At 69.9% G+C, this 23034-nt stretch carries 25 protein-coding genes; 13 read left to right on the top strand and 12 right to left on the bottom strand.

Annotated features, from left to right (window positions below):
• The first annotated feature begins 176 nt into the window (after positions 1 to 176).
• The 3 genes from OG811_RS15000 to OG811_RS14990 all read left to right on the top strand — a co-directional run bounded on the left by OG811_RS15000 (position 177) and on the right by OG811_RS14990 (position 2103).
• Complete coding sequence (locus OG811_RS15000; RefSeq protein ID WP_406075743.1) at positions 177 to 713, top strand: GtrA family protein; 537 nt, start codon at positions 177 to 179, stop codon at positions 711 to 713.
• Positions 714 to 775: 62 nt separating this feature from the next.
• Positions 776 to 1480, top strand: coding sequence for a GtrA family protein (locus tag OG811_RS14995; RefSeq protein ID WP_406075741.1), 705 nt, complete (start codon positions 776 to 778; stop codon positions 1478 to 1480).
• Entirely contained in the window at positions 1477 to 2103 is a 627-nt protein-coding gene (locus tag OG811_RS14990; protein WP_406074994.1) for a MaoC/PaaZ C-terminal domain-containing protein, read from the top strand. The genes OG811_RS14995 and OG811_RS14990 overlap by 4 nt, the downstream gene beginning before the upstream one ends.
• Before the next feature lie 45 nt (positions 2104 to 2148).
• On the opposite strand, the gene OG811_RS14985 is transcribed toward OG811_RS14990, so the two are convergent.
• Positions 2149 to 2721, bottom strand: coding sequence for a PH domain-containing protein (locus OG811_RS14985; protein WP_406074992.1), 573 nt, complete (start codon positions 2719 to 2721; stop codon positions 2149 to 2151).
• A gap of 176 nt (positions 2722 to 2897) precedes the next feature.
• Positions 2898 to 3773, bottom strand: a complete 876-nt coding sequence (locus tag OG811_RS14980; RefSeq protein WP_406074991.1) for a biotin--[acetyl-CoA-carboxylase] ligase — start codon at positions 3771 to 3773, stop codon at positions 2898 to 2900.
• Positions 3774 to 3857: 84 nt separating this feature from the next.
• On the opposite strand from OG811_RS14980, the gene OG811_RS14975 reads away from it, so the two are divergent.
• Positions 3858 to 5441 (top strand): acyl-CoA carboxylase subunit beta, encoded by a 1584-nt coding sequence (locus OG811_RS14975; protein ID WP_406074989.1) that lies wholly within the window; start codon positions 3858 to 3860, stop codon positions 5439 to 5441.
• Between the two features lie 34 nt (positions 5442 to 5475).
• On the opposite strand, the gene OG811_RS14970 is transcribed toward OG811_RS14975, so the two are convergent.
• From OG811_RS14970 to OG811_RS14955, 4 genes are all read right to left on the bottom strand, one after another.
• Positions 5476 to 6336, bottom strand: coding sequence for a hypothetical protein (locus tag OG811_RS14970; protein ID WP_406074987.1), 861 nt, complete (start codon positions 6334 to 6336; stop codon positions 5476 to 5478).
• The gene (locus tag OG811_RS14965; protein ID WP_406074985.1) at positions 6329 to 6829 is read right to left on the bottom strand and encodes a SigE family RNA polymerase sigma factor; all 501 of its coding nucleotides are present in this window, start codon (positions 6827 to 6829) and stop codon (positions 6329 to 6331) included. Before OG811_RS14965 ends, OG811_RS14970 begins: the two co-directional genes overlap by 8 nt.
• 61 nt (positions 6830 to 6890) lie before the next feature.
• Positions 6891 to 7874 carry a ketopantoate reductase family protein gene (locus OG811_RS14960; RefSeq protein ID WP_406074983.1) on the bottom strand — a complete coding sequence of 328 codons (984 nt, stop codon included), beginning with the start codon at positions 7872 to 7874 and terminating at the stop codon, positions 6891 to 6893.
• Between the two features lie 23 nt (positions 7875 to 7897).
• A complete protein-coding gene (locus OG811_RS14955; RefSeq protein ID WP_406074981.1) occupies positions 7898 to 8641 on the bottom strand; it encodes a M50 family metallopeptidase in 744 nt (247 codons plus the stop codon).
• Between the two features lie 102 nt (positions 8642 to 8743).
• On the opposite strand from OG811_RS14955, the gene OG811_RS14950 reads away from it, so the two are divergent.
• Both OG811_RS14950 and OG811_RS14945 read left to right on the top strand, forming a co-directional pair.
• Positions 8744 to 9295, top strand: coding sequence for a Uma2 family endonuclease (locus OG811_RS14950; protein ID WP_406074979.1), 552 nt, complete (start codon positions 8744 to 8746; stop codon positions 9293 to 9295).
• 125 nt (positions 9296 to 9420) lie between these two features.
• Positions 9421 to 10173 (top strand): GH25 family lysozyme, encoded by a 753-nt coding sequence (locus OG811_RS14945; RefSeq protein ID WP_406074977.1) that lies wholly within the window; start codon positions 9421 to 9423, stop codon positions 10171 to 10173.
• Between the two features lie 82 nt (positions 10174 to 10255).
• Here the strand turns inward: OG811_RS14945 and OG811_RS14940 are convergent, their stop codons facing one another.
• Together OG811_RS14940 and OG811_RS14935 are read right to left on the bottom strand one after the other, a co-directional pair.
• Positions 10256 to 10483, bottom strand: a complete 228-nt coding sequence (locus tag OG811_RS14940; RefSeq protein WP_356977930.1) for a hypothetical protein — start codon at positions 10481 to 10483, stop codon at positions 10256 to 10258.
• Positions 10484 to 10548: 65 nt separating this feature from the next.
• Positions 10549 to 12534: a protein kinase domain-containing protein gene (locus OG811_RS14935; protein WP_406074975.1), complete on the bottom strand. Its 1986-nt coding sequence runs from the start codon at positions 12532 to 12534 to the stop codon at positions 10549 to 10551.
• A gap of 90 nt (positions 12535 to 12624) precedes the next feature.
• On the opposite strand from OG811_RS14935, the gene OG811_RS14930 reads away from it, so the two are divergent.
• From OG811_RS14930 to OG811_RS14905, 6 genes are all read left to right on the top strand, one after another.
• Positions 12625 to 12822, top strand: coding sequence for an acyl-CoA carboxylase subunit epsilon (locus tag OG811_RS14930; protein WP_406074974.1), 198 nt, complete (start codon positions 12625 to 12627; stop codon positions 12820 to 12822).
• 89 nt (positions 12823 to 12911) lie between these two features.
• Positions 12912 to 13370: a hypothetical protein gene (locus OG811_RS14925; RefSeq protein WP_406074972.1), complete on the top strand. Its 459-nt coding sequence runs from the start codon at positions 12912 to 12914 to the stop codon at positions 13368 to 13370.
• Positions 13367 to 14761, top strand: a complete 1395-nt coding sequence (locus tag OG811_RS14920) for a hypothetical protein (RefSeq protein WP_406074971.1) — start codon at positions 13367 to 13369, stop codon at positions 14759 to 14761. Before OG811_RS14925 ends, OG811_RS14920 begins: the two co-directional genes overlap by 4 nt.
• Entirely contained in the window at positions 14758 to 15915 is a 1158-nt protein-coding gene (gene mycP, locus OG811_RS14915; RefSeq protein ID WP_406074969.1) for a type VII secretion-associated serine protease mycosin, read from the top strand. The genes OG811_RS14920 and mycP overlap by 4 nt, the downstream gene beginning before the upstream one ends.
• Before the next feature lie 372 nt (positions 15916 to 16287).
• On the top strand, positions 16288 to 16956 hold the full coding sequence (locus OG811_RS14910) for a Maf family protein (RefSeq protein WP_406074967.1): 669 nt from the start codon (positions 16288 to 16290) through the stop codon (positions 16954 to 16956).
• Positions 16953 to 17606, top strand: coding sequence for an O-methyltransferase (locus OG811_RS14905; protein WP_406074965.1), 654 nt, complete (start codon positions 16953 to 16955; stop codon positions 17604 to 17606). Before OG811_RS14910 ends, OG811_RS14905 begins: the two co-directional genes overlap by 4 nt.
• Before the next feature lie 114 nt (positions 17607 to 17720).
• Here OG811_RS14905 and OG811_RS14900 read toward each other — a convergent pair whose 3' ends face one another.
• From OG811_RS14900 to OG811_RS14890, 3 genes are all read right to left on the bottom strand, one after another.
• Positions 17721 to 18476, bottom strand: coding sequence for an ABC transporter permease (locus tag OG811_RS14900; protein WP_406074964.1), 756 nt, complete (start codon positions 18474 to 18476; stop codon positions 17721 to 17723).
• A gap of 16 nt (positions 18477 to 18492) precedes the next feature.
• Complete coding sequence (locus OG811_RS14895) at positions 18493 to 19452, bottom strand: ATP-binding cassette domain-containing protein (protein WP_406074962.1); 960 nt, start codon at positions 19450 to 19452, stop codon at positions 18493 to 18495.
• Between the two features lie 124 nt (positions 19453 to 19576).
• On the bottom strand, positions 19577 to 20179 hold the full coding sequence (locus tag OG811_RS14890; protein WP_406075740.1) for a PadR family transcriptional regulator: 603 nt from the start codon (positions 20177 to 20179) through the stop codon (positions 19577 to 19579).
• 148 nt (positions 20180 to 20327) lie between these two features.
• Here OG811_RS14890 and OG811_RS14885 point away from each other — a divergent pair, with 148 nt between their 5' ends.
• On the top strand, positions 20328 to 22079 hold the full coding sequence (locus OG811_RS14885) for an acetyl/propionyl/methylcrotonyl-CoA carboxylase subunit alpha (RefSeq protein WP_406074960.1): 1752 nt from the start codon (positions 20328 to 20330) through the stop codon (positions 22077 to 22079).
• Between the two features lie 21 nt (positions 22080 to 22100).
• Here the strand turns inward: OG811_RS14885 and OG811_RS14880 are convergent, their stop codons facing one another.
• A complete protein-coding gene (locus tag OG811_RS14880) occupies positions 22101 to 22994 on the bottom strand; it encodes a LysR family transcriptional regulator ArgP (protein ID WP_406074958.1) in 894 nt (297 codons plus the stop codon).
• Between the last annotated feature and the right edge of the window lie 40 nt (positions 22995 to 23034).

Genomic DNA, 23034 nt, shown 5'->3' with positions numbered 1-23034 from the left:
TGCCCCGCCGACCGGTGCGTGGATCCCCGTTCCGGGCCGCGTCACTCCTCCCAATTGGTTACGCTGCGTTCAACATTTCCGCACACAGCGATGCGCTTCCGAGCGGCCACGCCCGCTTGCCGTAGCTACCCCTCCGACTGGTCGACAGCCGGTAGGCTCGCCCCGTGGCCGCCACGATGACCGGGGAACAACCGGGCCCCCGGCAGACCCGACGGGGTCTCGTCGGCAGACTGCTGGACCGCTTCGGTCACCTGCTCCGCGAGCTGAGCAAGTTCGCCACCGTGGGCGGTATCGCCTTCCTCATCGACTTCGCGCTCTTCAACTATCTGACGAGCAGTCGGGGCATCGAAGAGTTGACGGCGAAAACGATCTCCACCGTGATTGCGGCCTCCATCGCCTTCCTGGGCAACCGGTTCTGGACCTGGCGGCACCGTCAGCGCAGCAACCCGGCCCGCGAGTACGCCCTGTTCTTCTTCTTCAACGCGGTCGGCCTCGGCATCACGGTGGCCTGCCTCGCGATCAGCCGCTACGGGCTCGGCAGCATCTGGCCGGCCGTGTTCCAGACGCGCCTGGCCGACAACTTCGCCAGCTACATCGTCGGCACGGGCCTCGGGACGCTGTTCCGATTCTGGTCGTACCGGCGGTTCGTCTTCGTCGAAGCGGGAACTCCGACCCTTCCGCAGGTGAAGCCCGACCGTGACCACGAGGCGTGACCTGCCGCCCACTCGTTCGGCCGGTGGTCGCCGGCCGTACCGACTGCCTTAAGGTGTTTCGCATGCGTCTTGTCCGCCTGCTGCCTGAGCGTTGGCAGAAGTTCATCCACGAGGCGCTCAAGTTCGGCATCGTCGGCGGCGTCAACACCGTCATCAATTACGCGGTGTTCAATGCCCTTGCACTGACCGTTTTCGTCAATGGTCAGTTGAAGGCGACCGTGATCGCGACCATCGTCGCCACGATCACGTCGTATCTGATGAATCGGCACTGGACGTACCGGGATCGCCCGAAGGCGCTCCGGCGCGAATACGTCCTGTTTTTCCTGTTCAACGGGGCTGGCCTGCTCATTGAGCTGGGCGCCGTGGCAGCGGCCAAGTACGGCCTCGGCATACATGGCCTGCTGGGGTTGAACCTGGCCAAGACCGTCGGCGTCATACTGGCCACACTGTTCCGTTTCTGGTCATACCGGACCTTCGTCTTCCAGCCCGTCGCACCGGTCGAGGACGAGGCGAAGCCCGACTCCACCTGGCACGGAATCCCGCGCGACGAGTGGGACACCATGGCGGAAATGGACCCGGTCGCCGAGCTGGCCGATTCCGTGTCCGAGCTGGAAGAGGCGGAGTCCGCGGAACGCGCCGACTCAGCGCCCGGCGCACCCCCGCAGGGTCGGCCCACCCGGAGGAGGAGCGTCAGCCCCGCCGCCGACCTGGACGCGGAACTCGCCGCGGAGCTACACGTCGGCACCCGCCGCGCGCCCCGCCGGTGACGACACCCGCCGCACGCTCCGGCACCGGGCAACCCGCCGAGCTGTTCTTCGAGGATCTCGTTCCAGGGCTCACCGTCGACCTCGGCGTGGTCACCGTAGATGGCGACGAGATGGTCGCCTTCGCCCGCCGCTTCGACCCGCAGTGGTACCACGTCGACCCCGACCTGGCCGGGGCGAGCCGGCACGGCGCTCTGATCGCCAGCGGCTTCTACACGGTCAGCCTGTTCATGCGCGCGTACGTCGACCACCTGCTGTCCCGGGCAGCCGCGGACGCGTCCCCCGGCCTGGAGGAGTTGCGCTGGCTCGCCCCCGTACGCGCGGGCGACCGGCTCGCCGTTCGGGTCGACGTGATGGGCGCCCGACCGTCAACCGCCCGTCCAGGGCTCGGCACCGTCAGCCTCACCGGCACCATGCTCCGCCTCGGCTCGGACGACCGGCCCGAGCAGGAGGTGTTGCGGACCCGCTTCCGGGGCTGGTTCGCCGTGCGACCAACCGAAGCCGACCCGACCAACGCCGACCTGCCTCCCACGAGCGACCCGGCCGACACCGACCCGGCCGGGATCAGCCTGCCCGGGCCGGAACGACCCGAAACCGTCGCATCCAGGGCCGAAGCAAACGACTGACCCGCCCCGACACCGTGCGGCAGGGCGGGCCTCAATCGGTCCGGATCAGGTCGTGGTGTCGCGCAGCGGCTTGCCGTCCTGCATGTCGGCGAGGATGTCGCGCATCTCCCCGTCGCCCAGCGAGTGCCTGTCGTGCTGTGCCTCGATCAGCTCGTACAGGGTGGTCTGCACCTTCCCGACGTTTGGCACGTCGGCGAGCACCGACTGGCCCCGCTCACCGGCCGACTCGATGGTGAGCGTGCCGGCGCCGAGCAGCCGTTCGAGGAAATGCTGGTTCATCGAATGGTCATTGACCCGGGTGAGCGGAAGGTCCCGCCGGGCTCGGGAGAAGACACCCTGCTGCAGCAGCACCCGCTCGTTGGTGAACAGGTAGTGCGTGGTGCGCCAGACCAGGAACGGCCACAGACCGAGCCAGAGCACCGCGACCAGGGCGATCACTCCAATCACGGCCAGCGCGATCGAACCGCCGCCACTTTCGGGCAGCAGGAGCACACCGACCACCACTGCGGCGATGGCCAGCACCAGCACCGCGATCGGCTGGATCAGCGCCTTCCAGTGCGGGTGCAGGTGAAGCACGACATGCTCGTCCTCGGTGAGCACGTCTTCAGGAAACGCCACGGGGAACCTCCAACGCGATTTTCTTGACGCGCCGACGGTAAACCCCCAAAGGGGCATCACAACATCCGCCGCGCGGCCCCACCCACTCTTCGCGATCTTGCACTTCTGGTCGCCGCGCTACGGCCTTCGTCCGTTTCGACCGGGCAGCAACTGCAAGATCGCGGGGTGGGGATGGGTCAGCGCAGGTGGAGGACGTCGCCAGCCGCCAGGGTGCGGGTGGTTTCTGGGGTAGTGACCTGTAGTTGACCGTCTCGGTCCACTCCTGTCGCGGTGCCGGTCAGGGCCTCGCCGTTGGGAAGCAGGACGCGCACCTCGCGCCCGACCGTCGCGCAGGCCGCCAGGTAGGCGTCACGCAGGCCGCTGGCCACCGCGTCGCCGCCCGCGGAACGCCAACGGTCGTACCAGTCAGAGACCGCCCGCAGCAGTGCCCGCAGCAGCGGGTCCCGGTCGGTGGCCGCCGCGCCAGCGAGTTGCAGCGAGGTCGCCGGCAGCCCGGTCGGATTCACCGGCAGCTCGTCGGCACGCAGCGTCACGTTGAGCCCGATGCCGAGCACGATGGCCGGCGGTTGGTCTGGTGCGCGCCCCGGCACCGCCTCAGCCAGCACACCCGCGCACTTCGCGTCGTCGATCAGCAGGTCGTTGGGCCACTTCAGGGTGGCCTCCAGCTCGGCCAGCCGGGCCACCGCCTCGACCAGCGCCACGCCGGCCAGCAACGGCAGCCACCCGTACCCCGTGGGTGTCGCCGGTAGCCAACCGCGGTCCGGCACGGCCTCGCCGGGCCTCAGCAGCACGCTGGTGGCGATGCCTGCTCGGGGCGGCGACTCCCAGACCCGGCCACGCCGGCCACGCCCCGCGGTCTGCCGCTCGGCGACCACGACCAAGCCCTCGGGCTCGCCGGACCGGGCCGCCTCGGCCACGTCGGCGTTGGTGGATTCGGTCTCGGTGCGCAGCTCCAGCCGGGCCCACGGCCCGTTCGGCGCGACCAACGCACGGCGCAGCCGGGCCGCCGACAGCGGCGGGCGGTCCAGATCGTTGTACGGGGAGCCCGGCATTCCGCCAGCCTACGGCGGTGGCCGCGGCGGCACTGAGGCGTACTGCACAGCGGCACGGACCTGAACCATCGTTATATTCCCTGGGTGACTACCGAGACCGGGACCAACATCCACAGCACCGCGGGCAAGCTGGCGGACCTGGAGCGCCGGGTCGACGAGGCGGTGCACGCCGGGTCGGCCCGCGCGGTCGAGAAGCAGCACGCGCGAGGCAAGAAGACCGCCCGCGAGCGGATCGAGATGCTGCTCGACGAGGGCTCGTTCGTCGAGCTCGACGGGCTGGCGCGGCACCGGTCCACGGCCTTCGGCCTGGAGAAGAACCGCCCGTACGGCGACGGTGTGGTCACCGGCTACGGCACGGTGGACGGCCGGCAGGTGTGCGTCTTCGCGCAGGACTTCACGGTCTTCGGTGGTTCACTCGGTGAGGTCTTCGGCGAGAAGATCGTCAAGGTGATGGACCTGGCCATGAAGATCGGCTGCCCGGTGGTCGGCATCAACGACTCCGGCGGCGCACGTATCCAGGAGGGCGTGGTCTCGCTCGGCCTCTACGGTGAGATCTTCTTCCGCAATGTGCGGGCCTCCGGCGTCATCCCGCAGATCTCCCTGGTGATGGGGCCCTGCGCCGGTGGCGCGGTCTACTCGCCGGCGGTCACCGACTTCACCGTGATGGTCGACCAGACCTCGCACATGTTCATCACCGGCCCGGACGTGATCAAGACGGTGACCGGCGAGGACGTCGGCATGGAGGAGCTGGGCGGGGCGCGCACGCACAACTCCCGCAGCGGCAACGCGCACTACCTCGCCAGCGACGAGGAGGACGCGGTCGAGTACGTCAAGGCTCTGCTGTCGTACCTGCCGTCGAACAACCTCGACGAGCCCGTGGTCTTCGAGGCTCCCGCCGAGCTGGCGATCAGCGACGAGGACCGGGAGCTGGACACCCTGATCCCGGACTCGGCCAACCAGCCGTACGACATCCACAGGGTGATCGAGCACGTCCTCGACGACGGGGAGTTCCTCGAGGTCCAGCCGCTCTACGCGCAGAACATCGTGGTCGGCTACGGCCGGATCGAGGGGCGGCCGGTGGGCGTGGTCGCCAACCAGCCGATGCACTTCGCCGGCACCCTGGACATCGCCGCCTCCGAGAAGGCCGCACGGTTCGTCCGTACCTGCGACGCGTTCAACATCCCGGTGCTGACCTTCGTGGACGTGCCCGGCTTCCTGCCCGGCACCGGCCAGGAGTGGGACGGCATCATCCGCCGGGGCGCCAAGCTCATCTACGCGTACGCCGAAGCGACCGTCCCCAAGGTCACCGTGATCACCCGCAAGGCGTACGGCGGAGCGTACGACGTGATGGGTTCCAAGCACCTCGGCGCGGACCTGAACTTCGCGTGGCCGACGGCCCAGATCGCCGTGATGGGCGCACAGGGTGCGGTGAACATCCTCTACCGCTCCGAGCTGGCTGGCGCCGAGGACCCGGCGGCGGTCCGGGCCGAGAAGATCGCCGAGTACGAGGACACCCTGGCCAACCCGTACGTGGCAGCCGAGCGCGGTTACATCGACTCGGTGATCGCGCCGCACGAGACGCGCACGCAGATCGTCCGGGCGCTGCGAGTCCTCCGCAGCAAGCGCGAAACCCTGCCCCCCAAGAAGCACGGCAACATCCCCCTCTGATCTCGCCGCTGCCTGCTGACCCCGAGCCCGGGGATCAGCAGGCCGGGTTGGCGGCGGCGCACATCCGGGCTGCCGCCGCCACGGCGAGCTGCCGGAGTTTCGCCTCGGTGCCGTCATCTGCGATGCGGAGCAGCGAGACAGTGTCGCCGACCCGGACGACGGCCAGGAGGGTCGGCGGCGGTGCATTGCCGAGCGTCTGCCCGGTCTGCACGTCCCGAGGGGCCGTGAGCGAGTCCCGCAGGATGGCGGCGTCATCCCCCGCGAAGCCCCGCTGCACCACCGCCCACCGGTGGATCACCTCGATGGTGTGGGTGCTGTCTACCGTCTCCCACTGCTCGACGCTTCGCCACTCGGCGCAGGGCGCGACCAGGTCGTCCAGACTAGTGAAGAGCTGTCGAGCCGTCTCGGGTACCAGCCTGAAGAGATCCTGCATGACCAGGGCGTCGCCTGGCACGAGGACGCCCTGAGTGGGCTTCCGCATGAGGGTCTGTGAACGGGACAGGATGGACATCTGCCAGCCGTCCGATCGCCCCTGACTCGTCCGGCAGTGGCCGAGCATGTCCTCCAGCCGGACCGGCTCGCCCAGCCCTGCCTGGTTGAGCTGGACGTAAACCGGCTGCGGCAGGTCGGCCGGCTGCAACAGGGCGTCGGTGGTGATCTCGTGCCGGGTCGGCGAGGCGGAGGGCGCGGCGGCCGGCAGGACCGGTGGCGGGGACGTTCTCGGGGCGGCGACCGCCACGGCGGAGAACCCGGCGAGGGCCAGCACGACGGTCGCCACGACGATCTTGCGCTGGCTGCGGCGACGGCCCCGGGAGCGGATCTCCTCCGGGCCGAGCCAGCGCACGTCCTGCAGGTCCCGCTGGATCTGTTCGACGAACGTCGGGTCGTCACGCATCGGTTGCCTCCTCCAGGTCAGAGACGGCGAGCAGACCGGCGAGCGCGGCACGCCCCCGGGAGAGTCGAGCCTTGACCGTGCCCACCGGGGCTGCGGTCTCCCGCGCCACGTCGGCGACCGGCATGCCCATCAGGTAGTACAGGGCGATCGCGACGCGTTGCTCCTCGGGCAGTAGACGCAGCGCGGCGACCACCTCGACGGTGTCGGTGCCCGGCCCGGGAACCGTCTCGGTCGCGCCGTGCCGCAGGTACGCGCGGGCCCGGCTCCGCAGACTGCGCCACCGGCTGACCGCGATCCGGCTGGCCACCACCCGCAGCCACGCCTCCGGGTCGTCGTACCCGCTGACCGTCGACCAGCGCTGCCACGCCCGGATGTACGCCTCCTGCACGGCGTCCTGCGCCTCGCCCCGATCGCCGGTGAGGGCGTAGACGAACCCGAGGAGTCGTTGCCGACTCCCCCGGTAGAACTCGTCGAACCCGTCGACGTCCGGCACCCGCTACCTCCCCGTGTCGGTCGCTGGGAACACGCACCGGCAAGGGCCGTTGGTTGCCCGGTCAGGCGATCGACTTTTCCAGCTCGGTGAGCGGGAACGCGCCGGCCCCGATCCGCTCCCGGACCGCCCGGCGTACGGCCCGCTGCACGGCCACGTTGGCCGGCGTCGGTACGCCGTGCAGCCGGCCGAGCAGCGCGATCTCTCCGTTGAGGTGGTCGACCTCGGTCGAACCGGTGCCCCGGGCCAGGCTCTGCCAGGTCGAGCCGCCGGAGCGTGCCTCGCCGTCGACCGGGCGTTGCCCGACCAGGTCGCCGCGTTCGGCCTTCTCCTCCTCCGGCGAGGTGTGCGCGATGCCGGCGGCGGCTAGCGCGGCGACGCCCTCGGCGCGTACCCGCTCGACCAGCACGTCCGGGATGTCCCGGCCGAGCAACGCCTGGAGGCCGTTACCGAGGTTGCTGAGCAGCTTGCCGTACTTCCAGCGCAGTACGTCCGCACGTACCGGGGCGACGAACCCGGCGGCGCTCAGATCGGCGGCGATCGCCCGGTCGGTGTCGTCGGCGCCTCCGGGGTACCGCCCGATGTGGAGCATCCCGGGGTGCGGGTACCCGTTGGCCACCACCACGCCCGGGTCCAGGTGGGTGGCCGGCAGCCAGACGCAGACCGGGTGCACATCGGCGAAGAGCCGCAGCGCGGCCCGCTCGTTGGCCACCCCGTTCTGTGCGGTCACCAGCGGCAGGCGCTCGCCGGCCGTGCCGCCACCGACCACCGGCGCGTCCACCCAGGCGCCCAGCGCGGCAGCGGTGTCCTGCGACTTCACGGTGAGGATCAGCACGGTGTCCGCTGGCAGCGGCTGGTCACCGGGCCCGTCCACGGCGGTGAGCCGGGCGGTGACCTCGCCGTCGGGCTGCCGCAGGGTCAGACCCCGCGCCCGGATCGCGTCGAGGTGCGCACCCCGCGCCACCAGGGTCACGTCCCGGTCGGCGTGGGCCAGCCGTACGCCGATGGTCCCGCCGACCGCACCCGCGCCGATGATCACGTATCGCATGTCCCCATTCTGCCCGCCCCTGGTCAGGCGGTCAGGCCGGCCTTGGTGAGGATTGGGCCGGCCAGGAGGAGCGCGCCTGCGACCAGGGCGGCCAGGTTGACCAGGGTAAAGACGGTCACCCAGAAGAGCGGCGGGAACGGGGTGAGCCCGGCGAGCTGGTCAGCGTCGGAGGCGGGCATCCGGCCACGCGAGCGCATCCGTTGCAGCTCGACCACCGGCCGCACCCCGCCGAGCAGCAGGAACCACACCCCGGTGTACGCGAACGCGGCCTGGACCTGCGGCATCGCGTACCACGAGACGGCGAAGACCAGCACGCCGGTGAGCAGCAGCGACACCACACCGAAGGCGTTGCGGATCATGACGAGCATGGCCAGCAGCAGCGCCACCGCGATCCAGAGCAGCAGCGTGATCCGGTTGCCGCCCAGCAGCCAGGCGCCGGCCAGCCCGACGAGCGGCGGGGCGACGTAGCCGGCGAGCAGGGTGAGGATCATGCCCGGTCCGGTGGGGCGACCGGCGGAGAGCGTCAGCCCCGACGTGTCCGAGTGCAGCCGGATGCCGCGCAGCTTTCGGCCGGTGAGCAGGGCGACCAGGGCGTGCCCGCCCTCGTGCGCGATGGTGATGGCGTTACGGGCGATCCGCCACGGCAGCCGGGTGGAGACCACCACCAGCGCGACGGCAGCGGTGATCAGCACCAGCAGCGCTGGGGGGTCCGGCTGCGCGCCGAACAGCGTGTCCCACTTCTCGCCCAACCCGTCGATCGACATCATGGGGCGCGAGCCTACCGGCGGCGTTCCGGTGTCGATCCCCGGCCATCAGCTCGTATCGTGTGAGACTGAGCAGGTGAGTTCCGAAGCGGAAGGCGGACGCCGATGAGCGCGGCACCCCTTGAACCACACATCGGGTTGTGGACCGAGGAGGACTATTTCGCCCTCGGGGAGACCGCGGACCGGATCGAGCTGCTCGACGGGAGCCTGATCGTGAGCCCAGCCCCAAGCAAGCGGCACCAGTTGGTGTCATGGGAACTCGTCTACAGCCTGCGCCGAGCGGTACGACCACAGAACCTGCTCACCTTCGAAGCGGTCAACGTACGGCTCGGGGTGGACCGGATCGTCATCCCGGACGTGGTCGTCGCCAACACCGACGATGAGGGCACGGTGGTGGAGGCCGCTGAGGTGGTGCTGGTCTGCGAGATCGTCTCGCCGGGCAACGCAGCCGCCGACCGCTTGGTCAAAATGCAGCTCTACGCCATCGCGCGAATCCCCTGGTACCTGCTGGTCGAGCAGGACGGGGACGGTCACTCGCTGCGGCTGTTCCGGCTGGACGGCGAGCACTACGTCGAGGACCAGGTGGCAAAGCCCGGCGAGACGCTGACCGTCGTCGAGCCCTTCCGCTGGCAGCTCGACCCGGCCACCCTGCGCTGATTCGTCCTGCCCCCAGCCAACGGACCTTCATAGCCGTCAATGAAGCTTTTTTCAGTCACCCTTGTGATCTAGGGTACTTACCTCCAATGATGGGTGTCGATAGAGCGACGTCCTTGGAGGCACTCATGGCTCGTACCCGATCATCGCTGCGCCGCGCGCTCGCGGCCGGCCTCACCGTCCTCGCCACCGCGGCGGCGGCCCTGGTCGCGACCGCCGGACCGGCGGCCGCCGCCACCACACCCGGCATCGACGTGTCCAACTACCAGGGCACCATCAACTGGACCAGCGTCCGCAACGCGGGCATTCAGTTCGCCTTCATCAAGGCGACCGAGGGCACCAGCTACAAGGACCCGCGCTTCAACACGAACTACGTCAACGCGTACAACGCCGGGGTGATCCGCGGGGCGTACCACTTCGCCCGGCCGAACATCTCCGCCGGCTCGACCCAGGCCAACTACCTGGCCTCCAACGGCGGCGCCTGGTCGGCGGACAGCCGCACCCTGCCCGCCGCGCTGGACATCGAGGGCAACCCGTACGCCGGCGGCTACTGCTACGGGCTCAGCACGACCGGGATGCGCAACTGGGTGCAGGACTTCCTGAACACCTACCGCTCCCGCACCGGCCGGTACGCGGTCATCTACACCACCACGAGCTGGTGGAACCAGTGCACCGGCAGCTGGACCGGCCCGTGGGCCAACCACCCGCTCTGGCTGGCCCGCTGGTCGAGCACGCCGGGCACCCTGCCGGCCGGCGCTCCGGTGTGGAGCTTCTGGCAGTACACCAGCACCGGCGCGGTCTCCGGGATCAGCGGCAACGTGGACCGCAACTACTGGAACGGCGACCGGAGTCGGCTGATCGCGTTGGCCAACAACACCTGATCGGGCCGTTGGCGGCAGCGGGATCGACGGTCACCTCACGGTCGACAATCGGTCCGGCTGCCGCCACACCACCGGGTACGGGTCAGGCCCGCCGCCGGCTCAGGGCCGGCACCACAGCGTCCTCACGAGCCAGCGCGCCCCGGCGGGTCAACCGCCAGGCAGCCACGCCAAAGCCGGCAACAATCACGACGCCGAGCAGTGCGATGAGCACCGAAACCCCCGCGCTGACCAGCAGCAGAATCGCGTCGCCGAGCGCCACGAGCATCCACAGTGCCAGCCGGGGCCGAGTGTCCCTCCGTCGGTAACCCATGTCGTGCCTCCTTCCGTCGTCGAAGGTCAAGTACCCACGACGACGCAAGGTCATGCGAATGAGTTTCAGTCCTGACGGTCGGGCACGAAGCCCTTGGCGATCCGGTCGAAATTCGGCAGGTTGGCCTGCCAGTCCTTCTCCGCGATCTCCCACCGCAGGGCGTACCCCCGGTTCTTGGCCGTGACGAACCCGCGGTTACGGACGTGGATCCGCTGCCCGTCCCGGGTCTCCAGCCACTCCCAGTCCGCACAGGTCTTCCAGAAGTCGCAGGCCTTGTTGCTGAGGTACTGGTAGTTGTTGACGAGCGTCTTGCGGGTTGGTTCCTGCGCCCGCCAGTCCGCGACCGCATCCTTCTTCGGGGTGTTGGTCCACTGCACAAGCAGCTTTCCCGGCCCGTTGGACTGGTTGAAGACGACAGTGTTGCCGTTGACCTGGCTACGCACCCAACCGTCGGGGATCGGCAGGGCGAAGCCGGCCGGGTCCTTGTGCAGCTTCCAGCCCGCCGGCAGCGCGTTCGGGTCGACCGAGGGGGTGGCCGAGGCGGACGGGCTCGGGGCACCGGTGGTGGGCGGCGGGGGCGCCGCAGCGGAGCTCGGCGCGGACGCCGAGGTCGCGGCAGCACCGGTCGGGCCGGCTTGCGGGCTCTTGTCGTCGTCCTTGGTCAGCAACGGCACGACCACCACGAGGCCGATCAGCAGCAGGGCGACGACGGCCCCGATCAGCAGGTTACGTCGGGTGTTGTTCGGCTTCGTGCCATCCGAGGGCGGCACCGGCGCGCGACCGGCCGGACTCACCGGCGGCATGAGCGACGTCGGCGTGGTCGGCTTGCGCTGCTCCGGCGCCACCGGCGGACCATCGACAACCGTCGGCTCGCCGTCGACGTCAGTCGTACCGTCGCCGCTCGTGTCGGGCGTGGCCGCGACCTTCGCGGTCGGCTCGGCATCGGTCGGGTCGGCCTCGGACGGGCGGTCGATCGCGGCGGTCGGCTCGGCCGGGGCTGCGGTCGGCTCGGCAGGCACCAGTGCGGTCGGGTCGGCTGCCGCACCGGAGGAAACGACGGCCGTCGGCGTGGCATCGGCAGCGGGGGTCGCGGCGGCGGCCGGCGGCGGCGACACCGGCCGGTCGACACTCTCGGCCGGTCGCGGGGCCGGCACCACCGGCAGGCGCGGCTCGCGCGGACCGTTCGGCCCCGGCCGGCGTACGCCATCAAGTAGTGAAATGCCGCGCGACCGCTTGCCCCCGGCGCGGCGCAGCAACCGCTCCGCCACCTCGGCGGTGATCCGCTCGTTCGGGTCCTTGCGCAACAGCCCGTTGAGCACGGCCTTGAGCGGACCGGCGTTCTTCGGCGGCGGAATCGGCTCGGTGGCCAACGCGGCCAGAGTGCCGATCGCCGACGGCCGGGCGTACGGCGACTTGCCCTCGACCGCCGCGTAGAGCGTCGCGCCCAACGACCACAGGTCGGCCTCCGGCCCGGCCGTGCCGTCCCGGGCCCGCTCCGGCGAGATGTACGCGGGCGAGCCGAGCACCATGCCGGTGCGGGTCACGTTGGGGTCGCCAGGGATCGTCGCCAGACCGAAATCGGTCAGCACCACCCGGCCGTCGTCGCCGAGCAACACGTTGCCGGGCTTCACGTCGCGGTGCATGACGCCCGCCTTGTGCGCGGCGCTGAGCGCACCCAGCACGCCCAGGCCGATCTCCACCGTGCGGGCCACCGAAACCGGGCCGTCCTCGGCGAGAGTGTCCTGCAACGACTTCGATGCCACGTACTCCATGACGATCCACGGATCGCCGTCCGTGCGCAGCACGTCGAAGATGCGGACCACATTGGCGTGGTTGAGCCGGGCGATGGCCCGCGCCTCCCGCAGCGAGCGCTCGCGCATCTCGCGGCGCTCCTCGTCGGTGAGACCGGGCGGCGGCACCAACTCCTTGATGGCGACGTCGCGGTGCAGCACCTCGTCGCGCGCCTTCCACACCCGGCCCATGCCGCCCTGGCCGAGCGGCGACAGTAGCCGGTATCGGTCAGCGACAAGTTGGGGAAGCGCACTCGACATCGGTGAGACGGTACCCGGACCGGCCGACGCTCACACCGCCGGCACGCCACTGTGCGCTTCCCGCAACTTCGCGCCGCGTACCCTGACGCCATGTCTGCCGAAGAGCCGCTGTTCCGGGTCGTGCGCGGCGTGCCCACCGCCGAGGAACTGGCCGCCCTGATGGGGGCGATCGTCGTCCGGTCCCGCCCAGCCGCCGACCCCGAGCCGGCGACGACCGCGTCCGCCTGGGTGCGCAGCGGTCGACCGGGCGGCTCTGGCGGTTGGCGCACCGCCGGCCTGCCCCGCTGACCCCACCCGCCCACACGGGGGCTGCCAGGGAAACGTGCAGCCGTTACCCTCACTCAGGGAAACGGTGCCGTGACAGGTAGGGAGGATCCATGATCCCCGAAGAGGACCGGCCAACACCCTGGCTGCACGGTTACGGCGGCATCGAGGCCGACATCAGCCAGCTCAGAGAGTTCGCCGATCGACTCACCGCCGAGGTCGAGAGCAACTACGCGCCCCACCTGTCGTACATCGCCGAAGACATGTCCGCCAAGCTGCCCAACCCGTGCGACGCCTTCATCGAGCTGGTGACATTCCTGCACGCGCACCACGAGACGCAGCAGGCCACCGCCGACATGGTGTACGCCGTCCGAGGCGCCACCGGCCACCTGGCCGCCGCCGCCGATCAGGTCGCCACCCGATACGCCGACAGCGACGCCTTCACCGCCGCCCGAGTCGTGGACGTGCGACAGGCACTCGCCAACCCGACAACCATGCTGCCCGGCGGCCCGACGCCGATGCTGACCGACCCGACCGGCCCCGACGCCGAAGGGCCGGTGGTGCTGCCGTGATCGAACGGGGCACCGGCCGCACCTCCGGCCTCACCGACTGGCAACTCATGGACGTCAACAACATGTGGGCCTGCCTACAGGACCACGACACCGCCAACCACTGGAAGCAGGTCGCCGGCTGGCGCAAGGTCTGCGACCTGGCACAAACCCACCTCGGCCGCCTCCAGGAATACCGACGCGGGCTCGCCCAGGCCTGGCCCCCCGAAACCAGCGCCGCCTCCGCCGCGTACCTCGCCGAACTCGACGAGCTGATCGGCAAGGTGCAGCGCACCCACGACGCCGCCGCCGCGAACTACACCGCGCTGTCCGCCGCCACCCAGGCCATCGGCACCACCCGCGCCGCACTCCGCAAGATCCACGAGGAGTACGCGACCAAGTTCCAGCAGAAGCAGGCGTACGAATCGATTGCCGCCGACCCGAAAGCGGTGATGGGCAACCGGGCCACGCAAGCGCCCGTTACTGACGCAGAGTTGGAACGGTTGAACGTGCAGGCCCGGGCCATGATGTTCAACCTCAGCGGCGAACTCCAACAAGCCCAAGCAACTCTCCAAAAACCACCACCCAGCCCGAGGGTCAATCCCGGCATTGACCAGAGCGATTCCGACGTTTACGGCGGGACTTCTGCCGCTCCTGTCATTCCTCCCGTAGTCTCGGTGCCACTTCCATCATCCTCAACAACTCGGCCAAGCGCTGCTGCAAGTCAAGCGGGGGCATCCTCAACAAGCCTTGGCGTCGGGCCAGTTCTTGGCGGTGCAGGTAGTGTCATTGCCTCTGGCCCCATAACCCCGGTCCCGCCGAATGGTGCTACACCATTTACGCCACCCAGTCCAACACCTGGCTTCGGGGCACCGCCATTACCACCTGTAATCTCTGCGCGTGGTGATATCTCACAGACACCGCGCTCGCGGCCCCAGGCGACCGATCCCCCGGCCAGCAACACCGGATCCAAGGGGAATCCTTCCGCACAACCGCGGCCGATGCCGCCCGGCGGCCTGATCGGCGGGATGCCTGGAATGGGACTTGGTCAACCTGGAGCCAGCGCCGGCCAACCACGCCGTATCAACCCGGTGGGCGGTCTAATCGGCGGTGGGGGCGCCGGAACGGGACCCACTGGTGGCGCAGGCTCTCGGCCGGGGGGCGGACGAGGCTCAAGCGCGCTGCACGGGATCTCGCCGTTCGGCACCGGCTCCAGCATTAGTGGCAGCACTGGCGCAAGTCCGGGTGGCATTGCATCCGCGCGGCCTGACGCCCGGACAAAGCAGGATGACGAGAAGCGCCGCTGGGATCCAGACCGCCCTTGGGAAACAGACGAAGGCGTCACCCCAGTTGTTCGACCGCCGAAAGAAGAGGGACCCATCGATCCCGGCCCGGCCATTGGTCTGGACCGTTGATCCTGCGAACCTGCGGAGTACTACTGGCAAGCTTCAGCCTCACGGCTGCGGCACTGCCTGTGCCGAGGCAAGTGCAAGGCAACCCGACTCCGGCGGGTGTCGAACGGGTACGGAGGGATCAGTGGCATCTGAGCTACCTCAACGCCGACAAAGCACAAAGAATCAGCAAGGGTGAAGGGGTGATTGTGGCCGTGCCAGACACCGGCGTGGCACCTCACCCTGACCTGCGCGAAAATCTCCTCAGCGGCACCGACATCGTCACCGCAGGCAGCGGTGACGGTTGGCAGGACGAGAGTAGCCATGGCACCGGAATGGCCGGGCTAATCGCTGCTCATGGACAGCCGGACAACAGTGGCGCTCTCGGCATCGCCCCAGAAGCCAGTATCCTACCCATTCGAACCAGTCGAACAGATCAAGATGGTGACAGCGACAATCTTGCGGCCGGGATAGAGTTCGCGGTCTCCCGAGGGGCGACGGTTGTAAGCATCTCTTCAGTCGCAGGGCCAAATACTCGACTACAGCGCGCCGTAGAGTTGGCAATACAGGCAAACGTCATCGTGGTTGCAGGGGCAGGCAACAAACCCCGTGATGAGTTTGTCAGCTTTCCTGCGGCCTATCCTGGAGTTATTGCCGTAGGTGGCGTTGACCGCGCCGGAAACTCAGCCAGATTTTCGGTTACCGGACCGGAGATTGACGTGGTCGCGCCGGCGGTTGACATCTACAGCACGAGTATCGACGGCAAGTACCGCAAAGGCACTGGAACTTCTGACGCGACGGCGATTGTGGCCGGGGCTGCCGCGTTGATCAGGTCTAAATACCCGTACCTGCCGGCGCGGGAGGTGGCACACCGGCTGACGGCTACGGCCGTCGACAAGGGCCCGCCTGGGCGTGACGACGAGTACGGCTATGGCGTGATCGACCTCGTTGCGGCGCTGACTGCGGACGTACCGCCGCTGGGTTTTGAGTCGGTGAGCGCGCCGGCCGGTGCTGGCTCGACGACGGCGGCCGGTGCTCAGCCAGGCGATGACGGCAGCGGCGCGACGGCACGTGGCCTGGCCACGCTCGGGTTGATCTTGGCTGTCGGGGTTGGGTGGGTGGTGGTGGCGCGATGGCGTCGGCGCGGGGACGATCCGCCACCCAGAATCAGTCGCTGACTGGCCGGCAGCGCGTTGATCGACTCGGGTTTCTTGATGTTGCGGTGTCCGAGGCGGCGGAATGCCCCGATTTCAAGGAACCCGAGTCGATCAACGCGCTGCCGGGCCGGGCCGGGCCAGACCGGGCCGGGTCAGACCGGGCCGGGCCGGGCCAGACCGGGCCGGGCCGGGCCAGACCGGGCCGGGCCGGGCCAGACCGGGCCGGGCCGGGCCAGACCGGGCCGGGCCGGGCCAGACCGGGCCGGGCCGGGCCAGACCGGGCCGGGCCGGGCCGGGCCAGACCGGGCCGGGCCGGGCCGGGCCGGCGGCCTAGCGGCCTGGGTCGGGGCTGGATGGTCGTTGCGGGGGTGGTGAGCCGGTAACGTCGGGGAGGTGTCTGAATCTCTGCCGCTACGCCTCGTGCTCGCTTCGGCTAGCCCTGCCCGTCGTAAGTCCCTCCAGGCCGCCGGTATTGAGCCAGATGTGCTGGTCAGCGGGGTGGACGAGTCCCTGGTGGTGACCGAACGGGCGGAGGAGTTGTGCCTGGAGCTGGCTCGGCTCAAGGCGCAGGCGGTGTTGACCCGGCTCAGCCCTGGCGCCGATCAGCGGACGCTGGTGATCGGCTGTGACTCGGTGCTCGCCTTCGACGGGGAGATCCTCGGCAAGCCGGCGGACCCGGCGGACGCGACCCGCCGTTGGCTGCGGATGCGGGGGCGCAGCGGCGTTCTGCACAGCGGGCACTGCCTCATCGACGTTACCGCCGGGCGGCGCGCGGAGGCGGTCGCCTCGACCACCGTCCACTTCGCCGACATCAGCGACGACGAGATCGCCGCGTACGTGGCCAGTGGTGAGCCGCTGGCGGTGGCCGGCGCGTTCACCATCGACGGATTGGGTGGGCCGTTCGTGGAGCGGATCGAGGGTGACCCGGGGACGGTGGTCGGGCTGTCGATGCCGCTGCTGCGTCGGCTCCTCGCCGAGCTGGACCTGCGGATCACCGACCTGTGGTCGAAGGTCGCGCCCGGGGGACAATCGGTCGAGCCGCTCGGTACCGTCCGGTCATGACCACCAAATCGATCCCGCTCACGGACGAGTTGCACGCCTACCTGGTCGCACACGGCTCGCCGCCGGACGAGATCATCCGGGCCCTGGCCGAGGAAACCCGGTCGGTGCTGCCGGAGCACGCCTCCATGCAGGTGGCCCCGGAGCAGGCCGCATTCCTGACGTTCCTCACCCGGCTGCTCGACGTGCGGCAGGCCGTCGAGGTCGGCACGTTCACCGGGCTCTCGTCGCTGGCGATCGCCCGCGGGTTGCCCGAAGGTGGTCGGCTGACCTGCTTCGACATCTCTGAGGAGTTCACTGGCATCGCCCGGCGCTACTGGGCTCTGGGCGGCGTGCAGGACCGGATCGACCTGCGCATCGGCCCGGCCGGGGACAGGCTGCGGGAGCTGCCGTACGAGCGCCACCTGGACTTCGCGTTCATCGACGCGGACAAGACCGGCTACCCGATCTACTGGGCGGAGCTGGTGCCCCGGATGCGACCGGGCGGGGTGATCGCCGTCGACAACGTGCTGCGCGGCGGGCGGGTGATCGCCCCGCAGAACGCCGGCGACCGGGCCATCGCCGCGTTCAACGACGAGGTCCTCGCCGACGTACGGGTGGACCCGGTGATGCTGCCGATCGCGGACGGCCTGACCCTCGCCCGGGTGCGCTGAGCGCCAGGAACCACCGAGGGCCGAGAGCTGCACCGCCTGAACGCAGATGTCGGGGTGTCCTCATGCGAAGGACACCCCGACATCCAGGACCTCGTGTTGATCAGGCAGCCCGCGTCAGCGGACGCTGCGGGCGAACTGGCGGGCGGCCCAGTAGACGCCCAACGCGGCGAGGACCGCGGTGATGGTCAGGCCCTGCCAGACCTTGTCGCTGCTCAGGTCACCGGCGAACAGCGCCCGCGTGCCGTCGACCGCCCAGGAGAACGGGTTCCAGTTGGCGATGCCCTGCAACCAGCCGGGCGCGAGGGTCAGTGGCAGCAGGATGCCGGAGAGCAGCAGCACCGGCTGCGCCACGGTGTTCATCAGTGGGGCCAGCGCGTCCTCGCTCTTGACCTTGAGCGCGACGCCGTAGGAGACGGCCGAGGTCATGAGGGCGATCAGGGCGAGCATCAGGTACGCCAGCAGCAGGTCACCGATGAACACCCGCAGGTCGAACAGGAGCGCCAGCAGGGTGATGATGACCGCCTGCACGAGGAGTGAGACCACGTCGCGCAGCGAGCGGCCGAGCAGCAGGGCGAGCCGGCTGATCGGGGTGACCCTGGAGCGTTCGATGACGCCGGCGCGCAGCTCGGCGATCAGGCCGAAGCCCTGGAACAGGCCGCCGAAGATCGCCAGCAGCACCAGCAGACCGGGTACGAAGATCTTGTAGGCGGCGGCCTGGGTGGGCGCGTTCAGTGCCGGCTTGAGCAGCGGGGCGAAGAGCAGCAGGTACATGACCGGCTGGAACACGCCGACGAAGACCCAGACCGGGTTGCGCAGCAGGAGTTGGGTTTGGCGCTGGAAGATCAGCCACGTGTCACGGGTGAATTTCATGAGTCGTCTCTTTTGCTCAGGACTCGCGCAGCGAGCGGCCGGTCTTGGTGAGGAAGACGTCGTCCAGGCTGGGTCGGTGCAGCTCGATCGAGCGCAGCTCCAGCCCGGCGTGGTCGAGTCTGCGCAGCACCTGCGGAATGGCGGTGGCGCCCTCGCCGACGTAGAGGCGCAGGCCGCCCTCGTCGGCGGTTTCCAGCTTGTTGACGTACGGCTCGCCGTCGAGCGCCTTGGCGGCCAGCGGGGTGGCGGCCAGGTCGAGGCCGACCAGCACCACGTCGCCGGAGATTTCCCGCTTGAGCTCGGCCGGCGTGCCCTCGGCCACCACCTCGCCGTTGTCCATGATCGCGATCCGGTCGCAGAGCGCGTCGGCCTCGTCCAGGTAGTGCGTGGTGATGAAGACGGTCATCCCGTCGCCGCGTAGCCGACGGATCTCGTCCCACATGTGGGCGCGGCTCTGCGGGTCGAGGCCGGTGGTCGGCTCGTCCAGGAAGACGATCTTCGGCTCGTGGATTATGCCGAGCGCGATCTCCACCCGCCGGCGCTGACCGCCGGAGTAGGTCTTGCACTTACGGTCGGCGTACTCCATGAGCTGGAAGGCATCCAGGGCGCGGGCGGCGCGCTGCTGTGCGTCGGCCTTGCCGATGCCGTACATGCGGGCGTGCAGCACCAGCTCCTCGCGGGCGGTGGACTCATCCCAGGTGCTGCCGCCCTGCGGGACGTAGCCGATCCGCCGGCGCACCTCGGCCGGGTCCTTGCGCAGGTCGGCACCGGCGATGGTGGCTTCGCCGCCGTCCGGCTCGATCAACGTGGCGAGCATCCGCAGCGTGGTGGTCTTGCCGGCGCCGTTCGGGCCGAGGAAGCCGAAGATCTCGCCCTTGGCGACCTCAAGGTCGACGCCCCGCACGGCGTCCACCGTCTTTGTCTCTCGACCCGCGCGGGAGCGGAACGACTTCCGTAGCCCCCTGGTCTCGATCATCTCTGCTCCTGGTCGTCCGGGCCGGCGACTGGCCGGCCGTCAAGGTTGGGAGGCCGCCGAACGACGCACTCCCCCGCTGTGCGCCAGCAGGCTAACGCGATATAGCGTCTCTAGTCAACGTTGATTATTTCGCGTCAGGGGAGCGACTACCCACCTGATGCGGCCAGCCCTCCCCGTTCTCCAGCTCAGCAGGCAGGTATGGCACTCCCGAGTCGATCCGTGTCGCGATCTGCTCGCACCAGCCCATCTCCGCCTCCGCCCGCGCCGACCAGAGTTCGAACATCCAACCGACATGCACCGGCTTGGTGTTGCGCATCCAGTCGGATTCAAGCGAGGCTCGCATCGACTCGATGCTGGCGCGTAGCAGGTTGGCCCGGTTACGCAGCGCGGCCGCCGCTTCGGAGCGGGGCAGCGCCGGCAGGAAGGAGAAGGCGGCGGAGAACGGGTCCAGCGGCTCGGACAAGCCCCACCAGAAGCTGCGAAGCAACGTCTGGAACTCGTCCTCCCCCACCGGCGTCACCTCGTACGTGGTGCGCGCCGGACGGGCGCCGACCTGCTCGGTGGCGACGGCGCGCAGCAGGCCCTCCTCGGTGAGCTTGCGCAGCGCGTGGTAGATCGAGCCGGGTTGCACGTTCGCCCATTTGTCGGCGTTCCAGCTCAGCAGCTCGCGACGCACGTCATATCCGTGCACGGGCTGCATCCACCGCACCAGACCGAGGATCATCATCCGAGTCGAAGACACCCGACAAGCGTAATAGCCAAGTTTGACTAGAGCGTGGCGGCGCAGTGTGGCATCCCACACTGATCGATCGTTAGGGTCACCAGGGTGGCCGATACACTCCCCGTCAGTAACCTGCCCGGGAGGAGCCACGAAGGTGCGCAAGGTACTCATCGCCAACCGCGGCGAGATCGCCGTCCGGGTGATCCGTGCGTGCCGCGACGCCGGCCTGGGCAGCGTCGCCGTGTACGCGGACTCCGACCGCGACGCCCTGCACGCCACCCTCGCGGACGAGGCGTACGCACTCGGCGGGGACAGCGCGACCGAGACCTACCTGCGCATCGACAAGCTGCTCGACGTCGCCGCCCGGGCCGGTGCCGACGCCGTGCACCCCGGTTACGGCTTCCTGTCCGAGAACGCCGACTTCGCCCAGGCGGTCATCGACGCCGGGCTGACCTGGATCGGCCCGGCCCCGCAGGCGATTCGTGACCTGGGCGACAAGGTCACCGCCCGGCACATCGCCCAACGCGCCGGCGCACCGCTGGTCCCCGGCACCCCGGACCCGGTGGCAAGCCCGGACGAGGTGATGGCGTTCGCCGTCGACCACGGCCTACCGGTCGCCATCAAGGCCGCCTTCGGTGGCGGCGGGCGCGGCCTCAAGGTCGCCCGGACCATGGAGGAGATCCCTCAGCTCTTCGAGTCGGCCACCCGCGAGGCGGTCGCGGCGTTCGGGCGGGGCGAGTGCTTCGTCGAGCGCTACCTGGACCAGCCCCGGCACGTCGAGGCGCAGGTCCTCGCCGACCAGCACGGCAACGTGATCGTGGTGGGCACCCGGGACTGCTCGCTACAGCGGCGGCACCAGAAGCTCGTGGAGGAGGCACCCGCGCCGTTCCTCACCGACGCCCAGCGGGCCCAGATCCACGACAGCGCCAAGGCGATCTGCCGCGAAGCCGGCTACCACGGCGCGGGCACGGTGGAATACCTGGTCGGCGTGGACGGCACCATCTCCTTCCTGGAGGTCAACACCCGACTCCAGGTCGAGCACCCGGTCACCGAGGAGACCGCCGGCATCGACCTGGTCCGCGAGCAGTTCCGGATCGCCGACGGCGAGAAGCTGCGGATCACCGAGGACCCGACGCCGCGCGGGCACTCGATCGAGTTCCGGATCAACGGCGAGGACCCGGGCCGCAACTTCCTGCCCGCCCCCGGCACGGTCACCGCGCTGCGCCTGCCCACCGGCCCGGGTGTGCGGGTCGACACCGGCATCTCGGCCGGCGACGTGATCGGCGGCAACTTCGACTCGCTGCTCGCCAAGGTGATCATCACCGGTGAGACGCGGACCGAGGCGCTGGAGCGCGCCCGTCGCGCGCTGGACGAGATGGTCCTCGACGGCATGGCCACCGCGCTGCCGTTCCACCGGCTGGTCGTGCGGGACGAGGCGTTCACCGCCGAGCCGTTCAGCGTGCACACCCGGTGGATCGAGACGGAGTTCCACAACACCGTGCCGGCGTTCGCCGCCGCCGCCGGCGCCGCCGAGGCGCCGGCCGAACGCGAGACCGTCGTGGTCGAGGTGGGCGGCAAGCGCCTCGAGGTCAGCCTCCCCGCCAGCTTCGGCGGGAGTACGACCACCGCGGCACCCGCCACCCGCAAGGCGAGTCGGCGCGGTGGCGGTGCCAAGGCCGGCGCTCCGGTCGGCGGCGACACGCTCACCTCGCCGATGCAGGGCACGATCGTCAAGATCGCAGTGGCGGACGGCGACACCGTGGCCGAGGGCGACCTGGTGGTGGTGTTGGAGGCGATGAAGATGGAGCAGCCGTTGCACGCCCACAAGGCGGGCACGGTCAGCGGGCTCGCCGCCGAGGTTGGTGCCGTGATCACCGCCGGTGCCCCCATCTGCACCATCGCCTGAGCTGTCCAGACGCACCGACGGTCAGCGCAGGCTCTCACCGGCGACCGCGCGGACGGCGGCGGTCAGGGCGTTCAACACGTCCGACTCCAGTCGCCAGTGCTGCCAGTAGAGCGGCACGTCCAGGTGTCGGCCCGGCGCGAGGTCGACACAGCGGCCGGCGGCCAGGTCGGCCTCGGCGATCTGCTCCGGCACCAGGCTCCAGCCCAACCCGAGCCGGACGGCCTCGCTGATGGCCGGCACCGACGGCACGTAGTGCACCGGCGGGTCGAGCGGCCGGCCCGCGACCGCGCGGATGAAGCGGTGCTGCACCCGGTCCTTCCGGTCGAAGACGATCAGCGGCGTGACCGCGAGCGCGGACGCGGTGAAGCCTCCGACGAAGTGGGCCGACGCGAAGTCCGGCGTGGCCAGCGCGCGGTAGCGCATGGCCCCGAGCCGCAGCACGCGGCAGCCCTGCACGGCCTCCCGCTGGGCGGTGACCGCCGCCGTCACCGAACCGTCCCGGAGCAGCTCGGCGGTGTGGTCCTGGTCGTCCTGCCGCAGATCGAAGGAGAGCCCGGCCAGCTCCGGCAACCGGGCCAGCGCGGCGGGGAACCAGGTGGCCAGTGAGTCCGCGTTGACCACCACGGCGACCCGGACGCGGCCACCACCGGCCAGCGGGCCACGGGAGTCGGCCAGCGCCTCCCGTTCGAGCAGCGTGAGCTGGCCGGCCAGGCGCAGCAGCGGGCGGCCTGCGTCGGTTGCCACGCACGGTCGGGCCCGGCGGACCAGCACCTGGCCGACGGTCTCCTCCAGCGCCTTGATCCGCTGGCTCACCGCCGACGGCGTGACGTGCAGCAGCCGGGCCGCCGCGTCGAAGCTGCCCTCCGCCACCACCGCGGCGAGCGTCCGCAGCTGCGCCGAGTCGAGACCGTTCATCAGCAGAGCTTAAGTTGCGTGAGAATCTTTAGTTGGACTG

The organism is Micromonospora sp. NBC_01638 (genome assembly GCF_045209745.1).
Classification (GTDB): Bacteria; Actinomycetota; Actinomycetes; order Mycobacteriales; family Micromonosporaceae; genus Micromonospora.
The sequence above is the reverse complement of the archived record's forward strand: the minus strand, read 5'-3'. Positions and strand labels throughout refer to the sequence as shown.

Excerpts from the sequence above, each read along its gene's own strand:
- OG811_RS15000 (WP_406075743.1), top strand. The coding sequence starts at position 177 with ATGACCGGGGAACAACCGGGCCCCCGGCAGACCCGACGGGGTCTCGTC.
- OG811_RS14995 (WP_406075741.1), top strand. The coding sequence starts at position 776 with ATGCGTCTTGTCCGCCTGCTGCCTGAGCGTTGGCAGAAGTTCATCCAC.
- OG811_RS14980 (WP_406074991.1), bottom strand. The coding sequence starts at position 3,773 with ATGCCGGGCTCCCCGTACAACGATCTGGACCGCCCGCCGCTGTCGGCG.
- OG811_RS14970 (WP_406074987.1), bottom strand. The coding sequence starts at position 6,336 with ATGCGTGACGACCCGACGTTCGTCGAACAGATCCAGCGGGACCTGCAG.
- OG811_RS14960 (WP_406074983.1), bottom strand. The coding sequence starts at position 7,874 with ATGCGATACGTGATCATCGGCGCGGGTGCGGTCGGCGGGACCATCGGC.
- OG811_RS14955 (WP_406074981.1), bottom strand. The coding sequence starts at position 8,641 with ATGATGTCGATCGACGGGTTGGGCGAGAAGTGGGACACGCTGTTCGGC.
- OG811_RS14950 (WP_406074979.1), top strand. The coding sequence starts at position 8,744 with ATGAGCGCGGCACCCCTTGAACCACACATCGGGTTGTGGACCGAGGAG.
- OG811_RS14945 (WP_406074977.1), top strand. The coding sequence starts at position 9,421 with ATGGCTCGTACCCGATCATCGCTGCGCCGCGCGCTCGCGGCCGGCCTC.
- OG811_RS14940 (WP_356977930.1), bottom strand. The coding sequence starts at position 10,483 with ATGGGTTACCGACGGAGGGACACTCGGCCCCGGCTGGCACTGTGGATG.
- OG811_RS14935 (WP_406074975.1), bottom strand. The coding sequence starts at position 12,534 with ATGTCGAGTGCGCTTCCCCAACTTGTCGCTGACCGATACCGGCTACTG.
- OG811_RS14930 (WP_406074974.1), top strand. The coding sequence starts at position 12,625 with ATGTCTGCCGAAGAGCCGCTGTTCCGGGTCGTGCGCGGCGTGCCCACC.
- OG811_RS14925 (WP_406074972.1), top strand. The coding sequence starts at position 12,912 with ATGATCCCCGAAGAGGACCGGCCAACACCCTGGCTGCACGGTTACGGC.
- OG811_RS14905 (WP_406074965.1), top strand. The coding sequence starts at position 16,953 with ATGACCACCAAATCGATCCCGCTCACGGACGAGTTGCACGCCTACCTG.
- OG811_RS14900 (WP_406074964.1), bottom strand. The coding sequence starts at position 18,476 with ATGAAATTCACCCGTGACACGTGGCTGATCTTCCAGCGCCAAACCCAA.
- OG811_RS14895 (WP_406074962.1), bottom strand. The coding sequence starts at position 19,452 with ATGATCGAGACCAGGGGGCTACGGAAGTCGTTCCGCTCCCGCGCGGGT.
- OG811_RS14890 (WP_406075740.1), bottom strand. The coding sequence starts at position 20,179 with ATGATGATCCTCGGTCTGGTGCGGTGGATGCAGCCCGTGCACGGATAT.
- OG811_RS14880 (WP_406074958.1), bottom strand. The coding sequence starts at position 22,994 with ATGAACGGTCTCGACTCGGCGCAGCTGCGGACGCTCGCCGCGGTGGTG.